This window comes from Pseudooceanicola pacificus, assembly GCF_009789075.1.
GTDB lineage: Bacteria > Pseudomonadota > Alphaproteobacteria > Rhodobacterales > Rhodobacteraceae > Pseudooceanicola > Pseudooceanicola pacificus.
This window is the reverse complement of record NZ_WNXQ01000002.1, coordinates 508,047-524,672: the sequence shown is the minus strand read 5'-3', so window position 1 is coordinate 524,672 and position 16,626 is coordinate 508,047. Positions and strand designations below refer to the sequence as shown.

Sequence of the window (16,626 nt, the reverse complement as noted above, 5' to 3'; positions counted from 1 at the left end):
CTCATCCGCCCAGGAAACTCCGCCGCACTTCGGGGTCCTCCAGCAGCTCGCGCCCGGTGCCGGTATGGGCATTGCGCCCCTGCACCAGAACATAGCCCTTGTCGGCGATCTCCAGCGCCTGGCGGGCGTTCTGCTCGACCATCAGGATCGGGATGCCGGTGCGCGCCACCTCGATGATCCGGTCGAACAGCTCGTCCATCACGATCGGGCTCACCCCGGCGGTCGGCTCGTCCAGCATCAGCACCTTGGGCCGCGTCATCAGCGCGCGCCCCACCGCCACCTGCTGGCGCTGCCCGCCCGACAGCTCGCCCGCCGCCTGGCGGCGCTTCTCCTTCAGGATCGGGAACAGGTCATAGACCTGCGCCATGGTCCCGCTGAAATCGTCGCGCCTGAGGAAAGCGCCCATTTCCAGGTTCTCCTCCACCGTGAGCGAGGGAAAGATGTTGGACACCTGCGGCACGAATCCCATGCCCTGCGCCACCCGGTCCTGCGGGCTGAGCGCCGAGATATCCTGCCCGTCCAGCCGCACCGCGCCGCCGCGCAGCTCCAGCATGCCAAAGACCGCCTTCATCGCGGTCGACTTGCCCGCGCCGTTGGGCCCGACGATGACGGCGATCTCGCCGCGCTCCACCGCCACGGTGCAGTCGTGCAGGATGTCCGGGCCCTTGCCATAGCCCCCGGTCATCGCATCGCCGATCAGGAAAGGCTCAGCCATCTTGGCGCGATCCGTTCTTCATCTCGTCAAAAATACTCCCGCCGGAGGCGTCCGGCCTCTGCCATTTGCGCCGCGTCAGGGGCAGGGCGCGGCGTCCCGATGCCACCCCGCCGGGCAAGCGCCGGGCACGGGCCTCCGAACCCTCAGCCCGCACCGGCCATCGCCTTGTTCTTGAGTCCGGTGCCCAGATAGGCCTCGATGACCCGCTCGTCGGACTTGATCTGCTCCAGCGTGCCCTCGGCCAGCACGCGGCCCTCGGCCATGCAGATCACCGGCTCGCAGAGGCGGCCGATGAAATCCATGTCATGTTCGATGACGACAAAGGTATAGCCGCGTTCCGCGTTCAGCCGCAGGATCGCGTCGCCGATGGTGTTCAGCAGGGTCCGGTTCACCCCGGCGCCAACCTCGTCGAGGAAGACGATCCGCGCGTCGACCATCATGGTTCGGCCCAGCTCCAGCAGCTTCTTCTGCCCGCCCGAGAGGTTGCCGGCCTTTTCATCCGCAAGGTGAGAAATGGTCAGGAAGTCCAGGACTTCATTGGCCTTTTCTGCCAGGGCGCGCTCTTCTGCCGCGATCCGGCCACGGCGGAACCAGGCGTTCCACAGGGTTTCGCCCGACTGTCCGCCGGGGACCATCATCAGGTTCTCGCGCACCGTCATCGACGCGAATTCATGCGCGATCTGAAAGGTGCGCAGCAGCCCCTTGTGGAACAGCGCGTGCGGCGGCAGGCCGGTGATATCCTCGCCCGCCATCGTCACCCGCCCGGACGTCGGTTCAAGAACGCCCGCGATCACGTTGAAAAGAGTTGTCTTTCCGGCGCCATTTGGTCCGATCAGCCCGGTGATCGAGCCTTCTCGGATGGTCAGGCTTGCGCCGTCGACCGCGTGGAAACCGCCAAAATGTTTGTGCACGTCATCGACAATGATCATGCATGTCCCCGCAGGGCGTCGCGCGTGTTGATCCCGCGTCCGGCCCGAAAGGGGCGGCCCGTTGCCGGACCGCCCGGTTTCATCCGATCAGCGATACTTGACCGTGGTGATCTTGCCGTCCTTGAAGACGATCTCGCGGTAGTTGCCCGCGCTTTCACCCGGTCCGATCAGTTCCACGGCGGTGGCGCCGACATAGTCGATATCCGTGCCCGCGGCGATCAGGTCCAGCGCCTTGCCCAGTTCGCCGGGATAGATCTTCTCGCCCGGGGCGTTGGCGACGTCCATCACCTTTTCCTTGTAGGCCGCCGGATCGGACGAGCCTGCCGCCTGCATCGCCAGCATGATCAGCGCCGCCGCGTCATAGCTTTCCGGCGTGAAGGGCGAGGTGCTGTCGAACTTGTCGCCCACCAGCTCGGCAAAGATATTCGCGCCTTCGCTGTCGGTGCCCGGGTGCTGGCCGGTCGAGCCGTCGATTTCCGAGCCGAAGTTCTCTTCCAGCTGGGTGCCGATCATCCCGTCGGGGAAGTGGAAGGTGTCGAAGGCGCCCGAATCCAGCGCCGCGCGCACGATGCCCGACCCGCCCTGGTCGACATAGCCGGCCACGACCAGCCGCTTGCCGCCGGCAGCGGCCAGCGCGCCGACTTCTGCCGAATAATCGGCCTTGCCGTCTTCATGCGCCGCGCTCAGCGTCACGGTGCCGCCCGCGGCCTCGAACGCCTGCTGGAAGCTGTCGGCCAGACCCTTGCCGTAATCGTTGTTGGTATAGGTCACGGCGACCTCGTCGATGCCCTGTTCCATCAGGATCTCGGTCATCACGACGCCCTGGCGCGCGTCGGAGGGCGCGGTGCGGAAGAACAGGCCATTGTCCTCGGCCTCCGACAGCGCGGGAGAGGTGGCGGAGGGCGAGATCATCACGATGCCGTTCGGCACGGCGACGTTGGACAGGATCGCCCCGGTGACGCCGGAACAGTCGGCGCCCACGATGCCCTTGATCCCGTCCGAGGTGATCAGGCGTTCGGCGGCAGCCGTGGCGGCGGCGGCGTCGACGCAGGTGCTGTCGGCGCGCACGGGGGTGACCGTGGCCCCGCCCATCAGCTTGCCGCTTTCGGTGACCTCGGCCATCGCCATCTCGGCCCCGGCGGCCATCGAGGGCGTGAGGCTTTCGATCGGGCCGGTGAAGCCGAGGATCACGCCCAGCTTGATTTCATCGCTATGGCTGGCGCTCATCGCGCTTCCCGCCATCAGAGCCGTCGCGGCCGAGGCCATCAGCAGCTTTTTCATCTGTCTTACTCCCTGTGTGGAACAGCTTTCCCTGGAAAAGCCTAAGCGGCGCCGAGAAAAAAGAAAAGCGGCGCGAAGGGGGTTCCCCTCACGGAAACTCTATCTGCCCGCAGGCTGACCGGGGCAGGGAACGCGCTAGGATTGGGAAGAGTTTGACCGGGAGACCTTCATGAACGCATTCAGACGCCGCCACCTCCTTGCCGCCTGTGCCGGGCTGCTCCTGTCCATTGGCGCGGGCCAGCAGGCCCTGGCGCTTGAGACCGCAACCGGCCCGGTGAGATTCGAAACCGTGGCGACGGGGCTGAACGGCCCGTGGTCCATCGGCTTCCTGCCCGGTGGCGCGGTGCTGGTGACCGAGAAGGGCGGCCGTCTCTGGCATATCGGGCCCGAGGGCGCGCAGCAGGTTGGCGGTGTGCCAGAGGTCGCGGTGACCGGGCAGGGCGGATTGCTCGACATCCTGATCCCGCGCGATTTCGCGCAGACCCGTCAGGTCTATCTGTCCCATGCCCGGCGGATGGACGGCGGGGCGGGCACCGCGCTGGCCGTGGGCCGCCTGTCCGAGGACGGCCGCGCCTTGCAGGACACGCGGGTCATCTTTGAGATATCGGCCGGGTCCTCCCGGGGCCAGCACTTCGGCTCGCGCCTGGCCGAGGGGGCGGATGGCAAGATCTACATGAGCGTCGGCGACCGCGGCGACCGGCCCGCCGCGCAGGATCTCGCGCGCCACAACGGCTCTGTCCTGCGGCTGAACCGGGATGGCAGCGTGCCCGGCGACAACCCCTTTGTCGGCACCGGCGGCGCGCGGCCCGAGATCTGGTCCTGGGGGCATCGCAACCCGCAGGGCATGGCGGTGGATGCTGCGGGGCAGCTCTGGGTCAACGAACATGGCGCCAAGGGCGGGGACGAGGTGAACCGCATCGACAAGGGCGCCAATTACGGCTGGCCGGTGATCGCCTATGGCCGGCATTATTCCGGCGCCAAGATCGGCGAGGGGCAGGCGAAGGCGGGGATGGCACAGCCGGTCTTTTACTGGGACCCGTCCATCGCGCCCTCGGGCATGACCTTCCATTCCGGCACGGGCCACCCCGCCTGGAAGGGCAATGCCTTCATCGGCTCGCTCAAGTTCGACTACATCGCCCGGCTGGCCGGATCCCCCCTGGCCGAGGTCGAGCGGATCGAAGCCCCCGAGACGGCGCGCGTGCGCGATGTGCGCGAGGGGCCGGACGGTGCGATCTGGTTCCTGTCGGAGGGCAATGGCGCGCTCTATCGCATGGTGCCGTGAACCCCGCTTGACGGCACCTCTGGGCACGGATAGCGCTGCGCCATGGCACGCGCACCCCTTCTCCAGCTCAACACGATCTCTCTCACCTTCGGGGGGGATCCCGTCTTTGACGACCTGTCGCTGGTGGTCCAGCCCGGCGACCGGGTGGCCCTGGTGGGGCGAAACGGGTCGGGCAAGTCGACGCTGATGAAGGTCATGGCCGGGCTGGTCGAGGCCGACAGGGGCGACCGCATCGTGACGCCCGGCACCTCGGTCGGCTACATGCAGCAGGACCCGGACATGTCCGGCTTTGCCACGCTGGGCGATTTCGCGACATCCGAGCTGGATCCCTCCGAGGCCTACAAGGTCGAGATGGCGGGCGAGGGGCTGAAGTTCGACCCGGCCCGCCCGGTCGAGACCGCATCGGGCGGCGAGCGCCGTCGCGCCGCCCTGGCCAAGCTGATGGCCGAGGCGCCCGAGCTGATGCTGCTGGACGAACCGACCAACCATCTGGACATCGAGGCCATCGGCTGGCTGGAGGAAGAGCTGAAGCAGACCCGCGCGGCCTTCATCCTGATCAGCCACGACCGCGCCTTTCTGCGGGCGCTGACCCGTGCGACACTCTGGATCGACCGGGGGCAGGTGCGGCGGCAGGAACTGGGGTTCGAGAATTTCGAGACCTGGCGCGACAAGGTCTGGGACGACGAGGATGCCGCCCGCCACAAGCTGAACCGCAAGATCAAGGCCGAGGCCCGCTGGGCCGTTGAGGGGATCAGCGCCCGGCGCAAGCGCAACATGGGCCGGGTGCGCAACCTGCAGGCCCTGCGCGAGGAACGCGCCGGCCAGATCCGCCGCCAGGGCACCGCCGCGATGGCGCTGGACAGCGGGCCGAAATCGGGCCGCAAGGTTGTCGAGGCCGAGGGGATTTCCAAGACCTACGGCGGCAAGACCATCGTTTCGGACTTCTCGATCAAGGTGAACCGGGGCGACCGGGTGGCCTTTGTCGGGCCGAACGGCGTGGGCAAGACGACGCTGATCAAGATGCTGATGGGCGAGGTCCAGCCCGACGGCGGCGCGATCCGCATGGGCGCGAACCTGCTGCCCGCGATCTTTGACCAGTCGCGCGCGGGCCTCAGCCCGGACCTGTCGCTGTGGGAGAACCTGACCGGCGACAAGGAGATGCGCGTCTCGGGCCAGGCCGATCAGGTCATGGTGCGCGGAGAGCCGCGCCACGTGGTCGGCTATCTCAAGGATTTCCTGTTCGACGAAGCGCAGGCCCGCGCGCCGGTCCGTTCGCTGTCGGGCGGGGAAAAGGCGCGGCTGCTGCTGGCCAAGCTGATGGCGCGGGAAAGCAACCTGCTGGTGCTGGACGAACCGACCAACGACCTGGATGTCGAGACGCTGGACCTGCTGCAGGAGTTGCTGGACGATTACGACGGCACCGTGCTGCTGGTCAGCCACGACCGCGATTTCCTTGACCGGGTCGCCGCGACCACCGTGGCGATGGAGGGCGACGGCCGCGCCACGGTCTATGCCGGCGGCTGGACCGACTACCGCGCCCAGCGGGGCGAGTCCGCAGCCCCCCTTGCCGCCGCCGCGCCCAAACCGGCCGCCGCGCCCCAACCCGCGGCGAAACCCGCGCCCAAGGCCAGGAAATCCGGCCTGTCCTTTACCGAGCAGCATCGCCTGAAGGAACTGCCGTCGCTGATCGACCGGCTGGGGGCCGAGATCGCCAAGCTGGAGGACTACCTGGCCGCGCCCGACCTCTATTCCCGCGAACCGGTGAAATTCGCCAAGGCGACCGAGGCCCTGGCCGAGCGCCAGCAGGCGCTTGCCGCCGCCGAGGAGGAATGGCTGGAGCTGGAGGAAAAGGCCGAGGCCGCGGGCTGACGCCCGTCGCTCCGTCAGTCGGGGTCGCGCATCAGGACCTTCTTCATCGACCAGGTCATCACCGCCACGGTCAGCAGGATCCGGTAGATGTGGTGCGTGGTCACGAAGGCCGGGTTGGCCTGCAGCGACAGGGCGATCAGCGCCATTTCCGTCACCCCGCCGGGCGAGAAGCTGATGAGCAGCACGTCAAACGGCTCTCCGGCCAGCGGATGCACGATGGCCGCGAAAAGGCCGCCGATGATCAGCATCGAGGCGACCGAGAGCGCGGACAGCCCCACACCCCGCATGATCAGCGCCGCGTTGATGCCGATGAACCGCGCGCCCAGGGTCGAACCGATGACAACCTGCGCGGCGCTGATCATCCAGCCCGGCACCTCGATCACCGCCAGCCCGGCGATGGTGACCACGGCCCCCACCAGCAGCGGGCCGACCAGCTGCCCGGCGGGCAGTTTCATCCAATGGCTGAAGACAAGCCCCGCGGCGGCCAGGAAGATCACCTCGGGCAGATGCTCCAGCCCAGCCTCGGCGCGCGACAGCGTCATGCCGCCCGCGCTGCCAACCGGGTGGCCGTACCAGATCGACAGGCCGATCGGCAGCATCGTCACCACGCAGATGATGCGCAGGAACTGCTGCATGGTGACCAGCCGCACATCGGCGCCCTGCTGTTCACCCAGCAGCATCGCCTCCATCAGCCCGCCGGGCGTGCCGCAGAAAAACGCCGTGGTGCGGTCATAGCCGCCAACCTTGCGAAAGATCAGGTAGTTGGTCCATTGCGCCAGAGGCACGAAAAGGGTCAACGCGATGAAGCTGTAGACCGCGTTGGTCAGCTCGACCAGCACCTCCCAGGTGACCTTGGCCCCGATGGTCACGCCGATCAGGGCGATGAAGGCGGCGCGGAACAGGTCGGGCGTCTTGTATGTCTCGGGCAGGGCGCGCGGAATGAAGACCGCGATGAAGCTGGTGGTCAGCAGCGAACCCAGCATCCACGGCAAGGGCAGCCCGATCTGCTTGGCGATCCATCCGCCGATGGCCCCGGTCGTCACCACAAGGGCCAGCGTCGGTAGCGTCGTTCTGAGGTCTGTCACGCGCTGTGTCTTTGCATCGCGGGCGGCACGCGGGCGCACCCGGTGAGGGAATCTGCGCACGGTATGCACCCGCATGCCGACAGTAGCAAGAGCGGGGGCAAGAGCAGTAGCAAGAGCAGGGGCAAGAGCGGGCCGCGAAATGCCGCTCCGCCGCCGGCACTACGGGCCGGGCGGCGGCGCCTTCCACATACCGGCGGGTTCGGGGGGGTGGCTCGACAATCCCGCGGCAGCGCGGCACTGCTGGGCTACCGGGGCCCCGACGGGCGCCGCGACCGCATTGATCCGTGAAAGCCCCTGACATGAGCGGCCGTTCGCCCTTCTTCGCCATTTTCCCCTCGATCGCATTGCCCATCTTCATCGCCCTGGTGGATCAGTCCGTCATCACCACGGCGATGCCCTTCGTCGCCTCGGAACTGGGCGAGGTCGCGCGGATCACATGGCCCGTCACCGCCTATCTTGTCGCCGCCGCCGTGGCCGCGCCGATCTATGGCCGGCTTGGCGACATGTACGGGCGCAAGCGCCTGATGGCGGTGGGGCTGCTCATCTCGACCCTCGGCAGCATCAGCTGCTTCATGGCCGGCTCGATGACGATGCTCACGGCGACGCGGGTGCTGCAGGGGCTGGGCGCGGGCGGGCTGATGTCGCTGTCGAGCGCGCTCATGGGGCAGGCGGTCGGGCCGCGCGAGAGGGGCAAGTACCAGGCCTATATCGCCACCGTGGCTGTGACGGCGAATTCGCTGGGCCCGGTGATCGGCGGGTTCCTGACGGAACACTTCGGCTGGCGCAGCATCTTCCTGCTCAACCCGATTCTCGTCGCATTGGCGCTGGTGCTGCTGATGCGGTTGAAGCTGACCAACGCCCCCAGCGAAAAGAAGGGGATCGACCTGCTGGGCGCGGTGTTCCTCGCCATCGCCTTTACCTCGCTGGTGGTGGCCATCGACGCGCTGCGCCACGGCGACTCGCCGCCGGTGGGCCGCCTCGCGGTGGTGAGCACGATCCTGGCCCTGGCGGTCGCGGCGCTGGTCTGGTGGGAACGCCGGGTGCCCACGCCGCTGCTGCCGCGCCAGGTCTTTGCCAACCCCTCGATCCGCCGGTCCAACGCGATGGCCCTGTGCCAGGGGGCGCTGATGCTGGGCCTCTATGCGCTCTTGCCGGTCTACCTGAGGGTGACGCTGGGCATCTCGGCCTCCGAGATCGGCACCGCGATGGTGCCGATGGTGGGCGCGACGGCCATCGGCGCCACGATCACCGGGCGCATGGTCTCGATGACCGGGTGGACGACGCTGTTCCCGGGGGTCGGCTTTTCGATGCTGGCGGCGCTGTTGCTGCTCTTTGGTCTGCTGGCCCCCGACCTGGGCCGCACCGGTCTGGCGATCTGGTTCACCTGCACGACGATCTGGCTGGGCACGGTGATGCCGACGGTGCAGATCATCGTGCTGGCCGAGGGAGAGCCGCAGGATTTTGGCGCCATCACCTCGGTCACGCAGCTCTCGCGCTCGCTGGGCGCGGCGACGGGCACGGCCATCGTGCCGGTGATCATGCTGCTGACCCCGGGGCTGGGGGCCGAGACGCTGCAGAACCTGCTGGACGGCGCGGGTGGCGACCCCGAGGTGGCGAAACCGGCCTTCCGCAACGCATTTGTCGCGCTGGCCCTGATCGCGGCCCTGGGGGCCACATTCGCGGCCCGTGTGCCGCGCCGGTCGATCTGATGTCAGGAGGGGTGGCCTGGAGCGGGTGAAGGGAATCGAACCCTCGTCGTCAGCTTGGGAAGCTGCTGCTCTACCATTGAGCTACACCCGCAACGCCGCGCGAGAGGTATGCCAAGCCCGCGATCCGGTCAAGCCCTTCTGCGGCGCCTGCGCCCGCCGCCCTCGCCATCGCCGCCCATGTTGAAGGACACGCCCGGCAGGGTGACCGCCGTGGCGAGGTTCGGGAAGGGATCGCTGGCGTGGGGAATGGCGCTGGCGGCCACGAAATGCTCTTGAAACCGGGGCGCGATGGCGGTTTCCACCTTGGTGATCTCGCGCACCTGGGTTTCGATCCGGGCCCGCGCGGCGCGGTTGCACAGCGCGATGCGCGCGCCGGTCCCGGCGGCGTTCCCGGCGGTGACGACCTTGTCCAGCGGCACGTCGGGGATCATGCCCAGCACCATCGCGTGCTTTGGCGAGATATGCGCGCCAAAGGCCCCGGCCAGGACCACGCGGTCCACCGTCTCGGCCCCCATCTCGTCCATCAGCAGCCGTGCCCCGGCATAGAGCGCGGCCTTGGCCAGCTGGATCGCGCGGATGTCGCCCACGGTGACGGTGATGCGCGGGCCGCCCTCGGCGGTGGCATCGTGGATCAGGTAGGAGTGGGTGCGCCCTTCGGCAAAGCAGCGCTCCGTCCCGGTCTGCGCGGCCGATCCGATCAGGCCCGAGGCGTCGAGCAGGCCGGCCATGCGCATCTCGGCCACCGCCTCGATGATGCCCGAACCGCAGATGCCGCTGATGCCGGTCTGGGCGGTGGCGGCGTCAAAGCCGTCTTCGTCGGACCACAGATCGCAGCCGATGACGCGGAACCGGGGTTCCTTGGTCACCGGGTCGATGCGGATACGCTCGATGGCGCCGGGGGCGGCGCGCTGGCCGCTGGAGATCTGCGCACCCTCGAAGGCCGGGCCTGTGGGCGAGGAACAGGCGAGCACCCGTTCGGTATTGCCCAGCAACAGTTCCGCATTGGTTCCGACGTCGACGATCAGCACCAGGTCCTTGGATTTCTCCGGCTCTTCGGACAGGGCGACCGCGGCGCAGTCGGCGCCCACGTGGCCCGCGATGCAGGGCAGGATATAGGTTTGCGCCCGGGGGTTTATGGCGTGAAGTTCAAGTTCCCTCGACGGCAGGGTGAGCGAGGAGGACGAGGTCAGCGCAAAGGGCGCCTGACCCAGTTCCACCGGATCCAGCCCCAGCAGAAGGTGGTGCATCACCGGGTTGCAGACGATCACGGTTTCCACGATCAGCGCCGGGTCGATCTTGCCTTCGCCCGCGATCTCGGTGGCCAGGGTGTTCAGCGCCTCGCGCACGGCGGCGGTCATCTCGACCTCGCCGCCGGGGTTCATCATCACGTAAGAGACGCGCGACATCAGGTCTTCGCCAAAGCGGATCTGCGGGTTCATCACCCCGGCCGAGGCGATGACCGCCCCGGTGTCCAGGTCGCACAGATGCGCCGCGATGGTGGTGGAGCCAAGGTCGATCGCCAGCCCGAACAGCCCGCCTTCATGCAGGCCCGGCCAGATCTCGGTGATCCGCGAGGGGCCGCCGTGATGGTCCGCAAAGACGGCGACGGTGACTTTCCAGTCGCCCTTGCGCAGCGCCTTCTGCAGTTTCGCCAGAAGCGTAAGATCGGCCTGTATGTCCTTGATATTCCACTGTTCTTCCAGTGCCGCGGCCAGGCGTTCGAAATCGCCCGACGGCTCGTGCATGTCGGGCTCGGCCACTTCGACATAGTAAAGGCGCGTGGCGGCATCCATCACGATGTCGCGCACCGTGGCCTCCTTGCGCACGACCTGGCGGTGGACCTGGCTTTCGGGCGGCACGTCGATCACCACATCGGCCTGGATCGTCGCCTGACAGCCCAGCCGGCGCCCCTTCTTCAGGCCCCGGACACGGTCGTACCGCGCCTCGACCGCGTTCCATTCCGTCAGCGCATCCTCGCGCACCGTGACGCCGTGTTTCGGGAAATCGCCGTAAGAGGGCGTGATCTGGCATTTCGAGCAGATGCCCCGGCCGCCGCAGACCGAATCGAGGTCGACGCCCAGCTGGCGCGCGGCGCTCAACACCGGCGTGCCGGCCGGGACGCGCCCACGCTTGCCCGAAGGGGTAAAGATGACGAGAGGATCCTGTGCCATGTCTTTCGCATTCCGCCTGTTTGACCCGGAGCATAGGCCGTGGGACAGAAAGCGAAAGGGCAGGAAGCGGCAAAAGCCGGCTGGCGGGCGGCAGGCGGGGCCGGTGGCGCCCTCAGAACCGCATGGTGAGCGTGCCGGGCGCCGATTCGAGGGAAATTCGGGCACCGCGTTCATTCAGCACCGCAGGCAGCAGGGCGAACTGCACCTGGGCGGGCAGCACCTCGGCCGGGCGGGCAGGATCCGCGAGCGACTCCCACAGGTGGGGGGCGGGGCGGTGGAACTCGGCAGGGCCGGAAACCTCCCATCCCGAGGTCTCGGCCGACTGGGTGACACTCACCGTGCCACCATGCGGCATGGCGGATTCAAAGCATTGAAGGGCAAGGAATATTTCCTGCACCCGGTCGCGTTGAAGGTCGGCCGTCGGGGTCCAGTCGAACTGCACGCGGGCCCCGGCGCAGAGATCGTCGAGGATCGAGGCGATCTCACCCCGGCGGATCAGCTGGTTCTGCCCGGCCAGGCCAAAGGCGATGCGCAGGAAGCGGATGCGCGCATTGGCATTGCCCACCGATTCCGAGATCAGCGCCAGTTCCGGCGTGACGGGGCGCCCTTCGAGCGAGAGCAGTTCCAGCCCGTTGCTGATGGCGCCGATGGGCGAAATCAGGTCGTGGCAGATCCGGGACCCTATGAGGGACGCAAGATTATGGTTAGACTGCCACATGATATTCCTTTCATGCCCGGGACACCCGGGGGGGCCTTCATGGATGATCTCAACTCGCTACTCGAACCCGGCATGCGTGTCAGACATCCTGGCCAGCCCGATTGGGGCCTGGGGCAGGTTCAATCAAACATCGGGGGCAAGATCACTGTCAACTTTCCAGAAGCGGGCAAGGTGGTGATCGACGGATCCCGGGTGCATCTCCTTCCGGTTTTTGAACCATGATAATGGTTTCGGAAGGGTTAACGCCGGCGCGGAAGATCGCGGATGCCCTCGGGTGCGGCAGGGATTGCCATGCCGGCGGGCGTTTCCTAAAAGCCGCGCAGCGATGAGCAACGGCCGGGGCCAGATGCAGCCGAAAGCGAAACCACAGGCGGCGCCCGCGTTCACGGTGCGGCTGGCCCGGGACGGGGCCGACCTGGAGGGCGCGCAGCGCCTGCGCTACCGCGTCTTTGTCGAAGAGCTGGGTAGCGACGGGCCGATGGTCGATCACGCCGCGCGGCTGGAACGCGATCGCTTCGACGCGCATTTCGACCACCTGATCCTGATCGACGAGGACAGCGACGCGCCCGATGCCCGCGACCGCGTGGTGGGCGTCTACCGCCTGCTGCCTTCGGACCGGCTGGCCGAGGTCGGACAGTTCTATTCCGAAAGCGAATACGACCTCTCGGTGCTCAAGGCCTCGGGCCGGCGGCTGCTGGAGCTGGGGCGCTCCTGCCTGCTGCCCGATTATCGCGGCGGCATGGCGATGTGGCATCTGTGGAACGCGCTGTCGGCCTATGTGGCCGAGCGCGGCATCGAGGTTCTGTTTGGCGTGGCCTCGTTTCACGGCACCGAGGTGGAGCGGCTGGCCGGGCCGCTGTCGCTGCTGCACCACCGCCACCTGGCCCCGCCGGACCTGCGGGTGCGCGCGCAGCCGGATCACTTCCAGCGGATGGACCTGGTGGCCGAGGAAGCGCTCGACCGCCGGGCGGCCATGCTGGCGGTGCCCGCGCTGATCAAGGCCTATCTGCGCCTTGGCGGATTCGTGGGCGAGGGCGCGTATGTCGATCACGATTTCAACACCGTGGATGTCTGCCTGGTGCTCGATACCGCGCGGATGAACGAGACGCAGCGCGCGATCTATTCCCGGGGGCTGAACGGCTGATGCAGGCCTGGACGTCCGGAGACGAGCCGCAGCCGGCGCGGCCCGGCCTGGCCGGGCGCATCCGTTTCTGGGCGCGCGCGCTGCCGGCGGGGGCGATGATCTTTGGCGGGCTGGGCCTGCTGCTGGTGCTTCGCCTGTTTGAACGGCTGTTCTGCGGGCAGCAGCGCCCGGTGACCGGGCGGCTGGTGCAGCTGGTCTGCAAGGGGTTCTACCGCATCATCGGGATGGAGTTCCGGGTGACGGGCCAGCCGATGCCCGAGGGGGGCGCGGTGGTGGCCAACCATGCCTCGTGGCTGGACATCTTTACCCTGAACGCGGCGCAGCGGATCTATTTCGTGTCCAAGGCCGAGGTGGCGGGATGGTTCGGCATCGGCTGGCTGGCCCGGGCGACCGGCACGATCTTCATCAACCGCGACCGGCGCGAGGCGCGCTCGCAGACCGAGGTCTTTCGCGAGCGGCTGTCGCTGGGGCACCGGCTGCTGTTCTTTCCCGAGGGCACCTCGACCGACGGGATGCGGGTGCTGCCGTTCAAGACGACGCTGTTTGCCGCCTTCTTCGAACCGGCGCTGCGCCAGACGCTTTTCGTGCAGCCGGTGACGGTGGTCTACCATGCGCCGGAGGGCGAGGACCCGCGGTTCTATGGCTGGTGGGGCGACATGAGTTTCGGCGCGGCGCTGGTCAAGGCGCTGTCCCAGGCGCCCCAGGGCCGGGTGGAGGTGATCTGGCATCCCCCGCTGCGGGTGGCCGATTTCGCGGACCGCAAGGCGCTGGCCGCCCGGGCCGAGGCCGTGGTGCGCGGTGGCATGCCCGCAGAGCGGCGGATCACATGAGGCTAGAGACCGCGAAGCGGCGGATCGCCTGATGCCAGAAGCCACGGAGCGGCGGATCGCCTGAGGCCAGAGGCCGCGGAGCGGCGGATCACTTGTGACCCGTATCCGCGCGGGGCTCAGCCCAGCGGGGCGGTGAGCTGGGCGAGGGCGGCGCGCGGGTCCTCGGCATCCCAGATCTCGGCGCCGAGGCCGAAGAAATCGGTGATCGGGGCGAGGCGTTCGATGGCGGCGAGATCCAATGCGCCCTCGGCCACCACGGGCAGTTCGATCATCTCGGACCACCACTGGAACAGCTCGTCCTGCGCCGTCTCGCCGCCGGCCAGGGCGGTGGCGCCGATGGGGCCGAAGGCGATGTAGTCGCAGCCCGCTTCGCCCGCGTTGATGCCTTCGTGCCGCGAGGCGGCGCAGAAGCTGCCGACAATGGCATCGGGGCCAAGCGCCTTGCGCGCCTTGCGCACCGAGCGGGCGCCGTCGACCAGGTGCACACCGTCGAGGCCCAGCCGGTCGGCCAGGACAAAATGCGTGTCGATCACCAGCGCCACGTCGCGGGCATGGGTCACCTCGCGCAGGGCATCGGCGGCCCGGCAGATGCGATCCTCGTCCCTAGTGGCCAGCGCCAGGCGGACGCAGGCGATCTCTTGCGCGTCGAGCAGGGCGGCGAGGGTCGAGGGGAAATCCGACAGGTCGAAATCGGGCGGAGAGATCAGGTAGATCTGCGGGGTCTCGGTTTCGGCCATGGGGTGCGGGTCCTCTTGTCTTCGCGGTGCTATACAGCCTGCGCAACGGCGGGAAAAGGGGGTGGCGGAGGCGCTGCCTCCGCCCGGGTCAGGGGGGCTGTCTGCCCCCCTCTTGCGCCTTTGGCGCAATTCACCCCCCGAGGATATTTCCGGCCAGAGGAAGCAGGCGGGTTGCGCCTTGTTCCCCGGGGGGAGCGTGGTATGAGGCCCAAAGTCTGATCGGGAGAATGGTATGGCGCAGCCTGTGTTTGTCCTGGTGCGGCCGCAGATGGGCGAGAACATCGGCGGCGCAGCGCGGGCGATGTGGAATTTCGGGCTGGACCGGATGCGGATCGTCGATCCGCGCGACGGCTGGCCGAACCAGAAGGCCGTGGCGATGGCGAGCGGTGCAGGGCGGCTGCTGGATCACGCCGGGATCTGCGCCGATACCGCCGAGGCGGTGGCGGATTGTTCCTATGTCTTTGCCACGACGGCGCGGGGGCGGGGGCTGACCAAGCCCGTGGTCACGCCCGAGCGCGCGATGGAGATGGCGCGCGAGAAGATCGCGGGCGGCGAGAAGGTGGCCGTGCTGTTCGGGCCCGAGCGGGCGGGGCTGGAAAACGACGACATCGCCCGGGCCAATGCCATCGTCTCGGTCCCGGTGAACCCGGAGTTCGCCTCTCTCAACCTGGCACAATGCGTCCTGCTGACGGCCTATGAATGGCGCCGGCAGGGGGTGGAGGTCGTGCCGGAACGGGTGGAGCTGGCCGGCGCCGACTGGGCGAGCCAGGTCGAGATGGAGAAGCTGGCGCAGCATTACGAGGCGCGGCTGGAGACGGCGGGCTTCTTCTTTCCCGAAACCAAGGCCGAGGGGATGAAGCTGAACCTGCGCAACCTCTGGTCCCGGATGCCGCTGACCCGGGCGGATGTGCAGATGCTGCACGGGGTCCTGCGTCAGATGGTCCGGTGGAAGGAACGCGGCGACTAGCTTGCCCATCCCCGCCGCCGGGCATAGGTTTCGCGCCGAACGGAGGGCGCCATGAGCCAGAAACGCAGCATTTTCGAAGAGGTCGGCGATGCGCCCAAGGCGCAGGTCCAGACCGGGGTGATCGACCGGGCCCGGCGCGGGTCGCGCGGGGCGGTGCGGATCTGGCTGATGATCCTCTTTGCCATGGTCGCGGTGATGATCGCGGTTGGCGGGCTGACCCGGCTGACCGACAGCGGGTTGTCGATCACCGAGTGGCGGCCGCTGACCGGCGCGCTGCCGCCGATGAGCGAGGCCGACTGGCAGGCCGAATTTGCCCGCTACCAGACGATCCCGGAATTCCAGTTGCAGAACAAGTGGATGGAGCTGGCCGATTTCAAGCAGATCTACTGGTGGGAATGGGGCCACCGTCAGCTGGGCCGCGCCATCGGACTGGTCTGGGCGCTTGGCTACCTGGGGCTCTGGGCGCTTGGCAAGGTGCCGGCGGGCTGGCACCGGCGGCTGATCCTGATCGGCGCGCTTGGCGGGCTGCAGGGCGCCGTGGGCTGGTGGATGGTTTCCTCGGGGCTGAAGGGAACGATGCTGGATGTCGCCTCCTACCGGCTGGCGACGCACCTCGGCCTTGCCTTCATCATCCTGGGTTTCATCGCCTGGTATGTCTTCCTGCTGGGGCGCGACGAGCGCGACCTGATGCAGGCCCGCCGCGCGAAGGAGGCGCGGCAGTTCGGCGTGGCCACCGGGTGGATGCATTTCGCCTTTCTGCAGATCCTGATCGGGGCGCTGGTGGCGGGGATCGACGCCGGGCGCAGCTATACCGACTGGCCCACCATCGGCGGGGGCTGGCTGCCGCCGGACCCCTTCCTGCTGGAACCGGCCTGGCGCAACTGGCTGGAGAACCCCGGGCTGGTGCAATTCGTGCACCGCTGCACCGGCTACCTGCTGTTCCTGTACGGGATCATGGCACTGCTGCGCGGCCGCCGCTCGGCGCATGGCACCACGCGGACGGCCTTTACCGCCGCCTTCGTCGCGCTGCTGGGGCAGGTGATGCTTGGCATCTACACGGTGATGACGGGCGCGCCCTGGCAGGTGGCCATCGTGCACCAGGTGCTGGCCGTGGTGGTCTGGGTGCTGATCCTGCGGGCGCGCTTCCTGTCGGCCTATCCGATTGCAACCTCCATCCGGGGACGATGAC

The 16,626-nt window shown here is 68.0% G+C and carries 15 protein-coding genes and 1 tRNA gene; 8 read left to right on the top strand and 8 right to left on the bottom strand.

Translation table 11 applies throughout. The features are described 5' to 3' along the window. Position 1: 1 nt before the first annotated feature. From GLS40_RS05495 to GLS40_RS05485, 3 genes are all read right to left on the bottom strand, one after another. On the bottom strand, positions 2–715 hold the full coding sequence (locus GLS40_RS05495) for an ABC transporter ATP-binding protein (RefSeq protein WP_160381724.1): 714 nt from the start codon (positions 713–715) through the stop codon (positions 2–4). Between the two features lie 143 nt (positions 716–858). Then, entirely contained in the window at positions 859–1,644 is a 786-nt protein-coding gene (locus GLS40_RS05490; protein WP_160381723.1) for an ABC transporter ATP-binding protein, read from the bottom strand. Positions 1,645–1,731: 87 nt separating this feature from the next. Then, positions 1,732–2,925 carry an ABC transporter substrate-binding protein gene (locus GLS40_RS05485; RefSeq protein WP_160381722.1) on the bottom strand — a complete coding sequence of 398 codons (1,194 nt, stop codon included), beginning with the start codon at positions 2,923–2,925 and terminating at the stop codon, positions 1,732–1,734. A 169-nt stretch (positions 2,926–3,094) separates the two neighbouring features. On the opposite strand from GLS40_RS05485, the gene GLS40_RS05480 reads away from it, so the two are divergent. Together GLS40_RS05480 and GLS40_RS05475 are read left to right on the top strand one after the other, a co-directional pair. Then, positions 3,095–4,207 (top strand): PQQ-dependent sugar dehydrogenase, encoded by a 1,113-nt coding sequence (locus tag GLS40_RS05480; RefSeq protein WP_160381721.1) that lies wholly within the window; start codon positions 3,095–3,097, stop codon positions 4,205–4,207. 42 nt (positions 4,208–4,249) lie between these two features. Beyond that, positions 4,250–6,076: an ABC-F family ATP-binding cassette domain-containing protein gene (locus GLS40_RS05475; RefSeq protein WP_160381720.1), complete on the top strand. Its 1,827-nt coding sequence runs from the start codon at positions 4,250–4,252 to the stop codon at positions 6,074–6,076. Between the two features lie 14 nt (positions 6,077–6,090). Here GLS40_RS05475 and GLS40_RS05470 read toward each other — a convergent pair whose 3' ends face one another. Continuing rightward, positions 6,091–7,161: an AbrB family transcriptional regulator gene (locus tag GLS40_RS05470; RefSeq protein ID WP_328598875.1), complete on the bottom strand. Its 1,071-nt coding sequence runs from the start codon at positions 7,159–7,161 to the stop codon at positions 6,091–6,093. Positions 7,162–7,460: 299 nt separating this feature from the next. Between GLS40_RS05470 and GLS40_RS05465 the strand changes: the two genes are divergently transcribed. Then, on the top strand, positions 7,461–8,870 hold the full coding sequence (locus GLS40_RS05465) for an MFS transporter (RefSeq protein WP_160381718.1): 1,410 nt from the start codon (positions 7,461–7,463) through the stop codon (positions 8,868–8,870). Between the two features lie 17 nt (positions 8,871–8,887). Here GLS40_RS05465 and GLS40_RS05460 read toward each other — a convergent pair. From GLS40_RS05460 to GLS40_RS05450, 3 genes are all read right to left on the bottom strand, one after another. Beyond that, positions 8,888–8,961: transfer RNA gene (locus tag GLS40_RS05460), tRNA-Gly, on the bottom strand. 37 nt (positions 8,962–8,998) lie between these two features. After that, on the bottom strand, positions 8,999–11,041 hold the full coding sequence (locus GLS40_RS05455; protein ID WP_160381717.1) for an ASKHA domain-containing protein: 2,043 nt from the start codon (positions 11,039–11,041) through the stop codon (positions 8,999–9,001). A gap of 112 nt (positions 11,042–11,153) precedes the next feature. After that, entirely contained in the window at positions 11,154–11,759 is a 606-nt protein-coding gene (locus GLS40_RS05450) for a histidine phosphotransferase family protein (RefSeq protein ID WP_160381716.1), read from the bottom strand. Positions 11,760–11,798: 39 nt separating this feature from the next. Here GLS40_RS05450 and GLS40_RS05445 point away from each other — a divergent pair, with 39 nt between their 5' ends. The 3 genes from GLS40_RS05445 to GLS40_RS05435 all read left to right on the top strand — a co-directional run bounded on the left by GLS40_RS05445 (position 11,799) and on the right by GLS40_RS05435 (position 13,733). Further along, positions 11,799–11,981, top strand: coding sequence for a DUF3553 domain-containing protein (locus tag GLS40_RS05445; RefSeq protein ID WP_160381715.1), 183 nt, complete (start codon positions 11,799–11,801; stop codon positions 11,979–11,981). A gap of 103 nt (positions 11,982–12,084) precedes the next feature. Continuing rightward, a complete protein-coding gene (locus GLS40_RS05440; protein WP_235905778.1) occupies positions 12,085–12,903 on the top strand; it encodes a GNAT family N-acetyltransferase in 819 nt (272 codons plus the stop codon). Next, positions 12,903–13,733 carry a lysophospholipid acyltransferase family protein gene (locus tag GLS40_RS05435; RefSeq protein ID WP_160381714.1) on the top strand — a complete coding sequence of 277 codons (831 nt, stop codon included), beginning with the start codon at positions 12,903–12,905 and terminating at the stop codon, positions 13,731–13,733. The genes GLS40_RS05440 and GLS40_RS05435 overlap by 1 nt, the downstream gene beginning before the upstream one ends. Before the next feature lie 116 nt (positions 13,734–13,849). Here the strand turns inward: GLS40_RS05435 and GLS40_RS05430 are convergent, their stop codons facing one another. Beyond that, positions 13,850–14,470 carry a thiamine phosphate synthase gene (locus GLS40_RS05430; RefSeq protein ID WP_160381713.1) on the bottom strand — a complete coding sequence of 207 codons (621 nt, stop codon included), beginning with the start codon at positions 14,468–14,470 and terminating at the stop codon, positions 13,850–13,852. A gap of 232 nt (positions 14,471–14,702) precedes the next feature. Here GLS40_RS05430 and GLS40_RS05425 point away from each other — a divergent pair, with 232 nt between their 5' ends. After that, complete coding sequence (locus tag GLS40_RS05425; RefSeq protein ID WP_160381712.1) at positions 14,703–15,437, top strand: RNA methyltransferase; 735 nt, start codon at positions 14,703–14,705, stop codon at positions 15,435–15,437. 51 nt (positions 15,438–15,488) lie between these two features. Beyond that, entirely contained in the window at positions 15,489–16,625 is a 1,137-nt protein-coding gene (ctaA, locus tag GLS40_RS05420) for a heme A synthase (RefSeq protein ID WP_160381711.1), read from the top strand. Position 16,626 lies beyond the last annotated feature (1 nt).

Coding starts and splice junctions, on each gene's coding strand:
- GLS40_RS05455 (WP_160381717.1), bottom strand. CDS start 11,041: ATGGCACAGGATCCTCTCGTCATCTTTACCCCTTCGGGCAAGCGTGGG.
- GLS40_RS05490 (WP_160381723.1), bottom strand. CDS start 1,644: ATGATCATTGTCGATGACGTGCACAAACATTTTGGCGGTTTCCACGCG.
- GLS40_RS05465 (WP_160381718.1), top strand. CDS start 7,461: ATGAGCGGCCGTTCGCCCTTCTTCGCCATTTTCCCCTCGATCGCATTG.
- GLS40_RS05485 (WP_160381722.1), bottom strand. CDS start 2,925: ATGAAAAAGCTGCTGATGGCCTCGGCCGCGACGGCTCTGATGGCGGGA.
- GLS40_RS05445 (WP_160381715.1), top strand. CDS start 11,799: ATGGATGATCTCAACTCGCTACTCGAACCCGGCATGCGTGTCAGACAT.
- GLS40_RS05450 (WP_160381716.1), bottom strand. CDS start 11,759: ATGTGGCAGTCTAACCATAATCTTGCGTCCCTCATAGGGTCCCGGATC.
- GLS40_RS05425 (WP_160381712.1), top strand. CDS start 14,703: ATGGCGCAGCCTGTGTTTGTCCTGGTGCGGCCGCAGATGGGCGAGAAC.
- GLS40_RS05435 (WP_160381714.1), top strand. CDS start 12,903: ATGCAGGCCTGGACGTCCGGAGACGAGCCGCAGCCGGCGCGGCCCGGC.
- ctaA (WP_160381711.1), top strand. CDS start 15,489: ATGAGCCAGAAACGCAGCATTTTCGAAGAGGTCGGCGATGCGCCCAAG.
- GLS40_RS05480 (WP_160381721.1), top strand. CDS start 3,095: ATGAACGCATTCAGACGCCGCCACCTCCTTGCCGCCTGTGCCGGGCTG.
- GLS40_RS05430 (WP_160381713.1), bottom strand. CDS start 14,470: ATGGCCGAAACCGAGACCCCGCAGATCTACCTGATCTCTCCGCCCGAT.
- GLS40_RS05475 (WP_160381720.1), top strand. CDS start 4,250: ATGGCACGCGCACCCCTTCTCCAGCTCAACACGATCTCTCTCACCTTC.
- GLS40_RS05440 (WP_235905778.1), top strand. CDS start 12,085: ATGAGCAACGGCCGGGGCCAGATGCAGCCGAAAGCGAAACCACAGGCG.
- GLS40_RS05495 (WP_160381724.1), bottom strand. CDS start 715: ATGGCTGAGCCTTTCCTGATCGGCGATGCGATGACCGGGGGCTATGGC.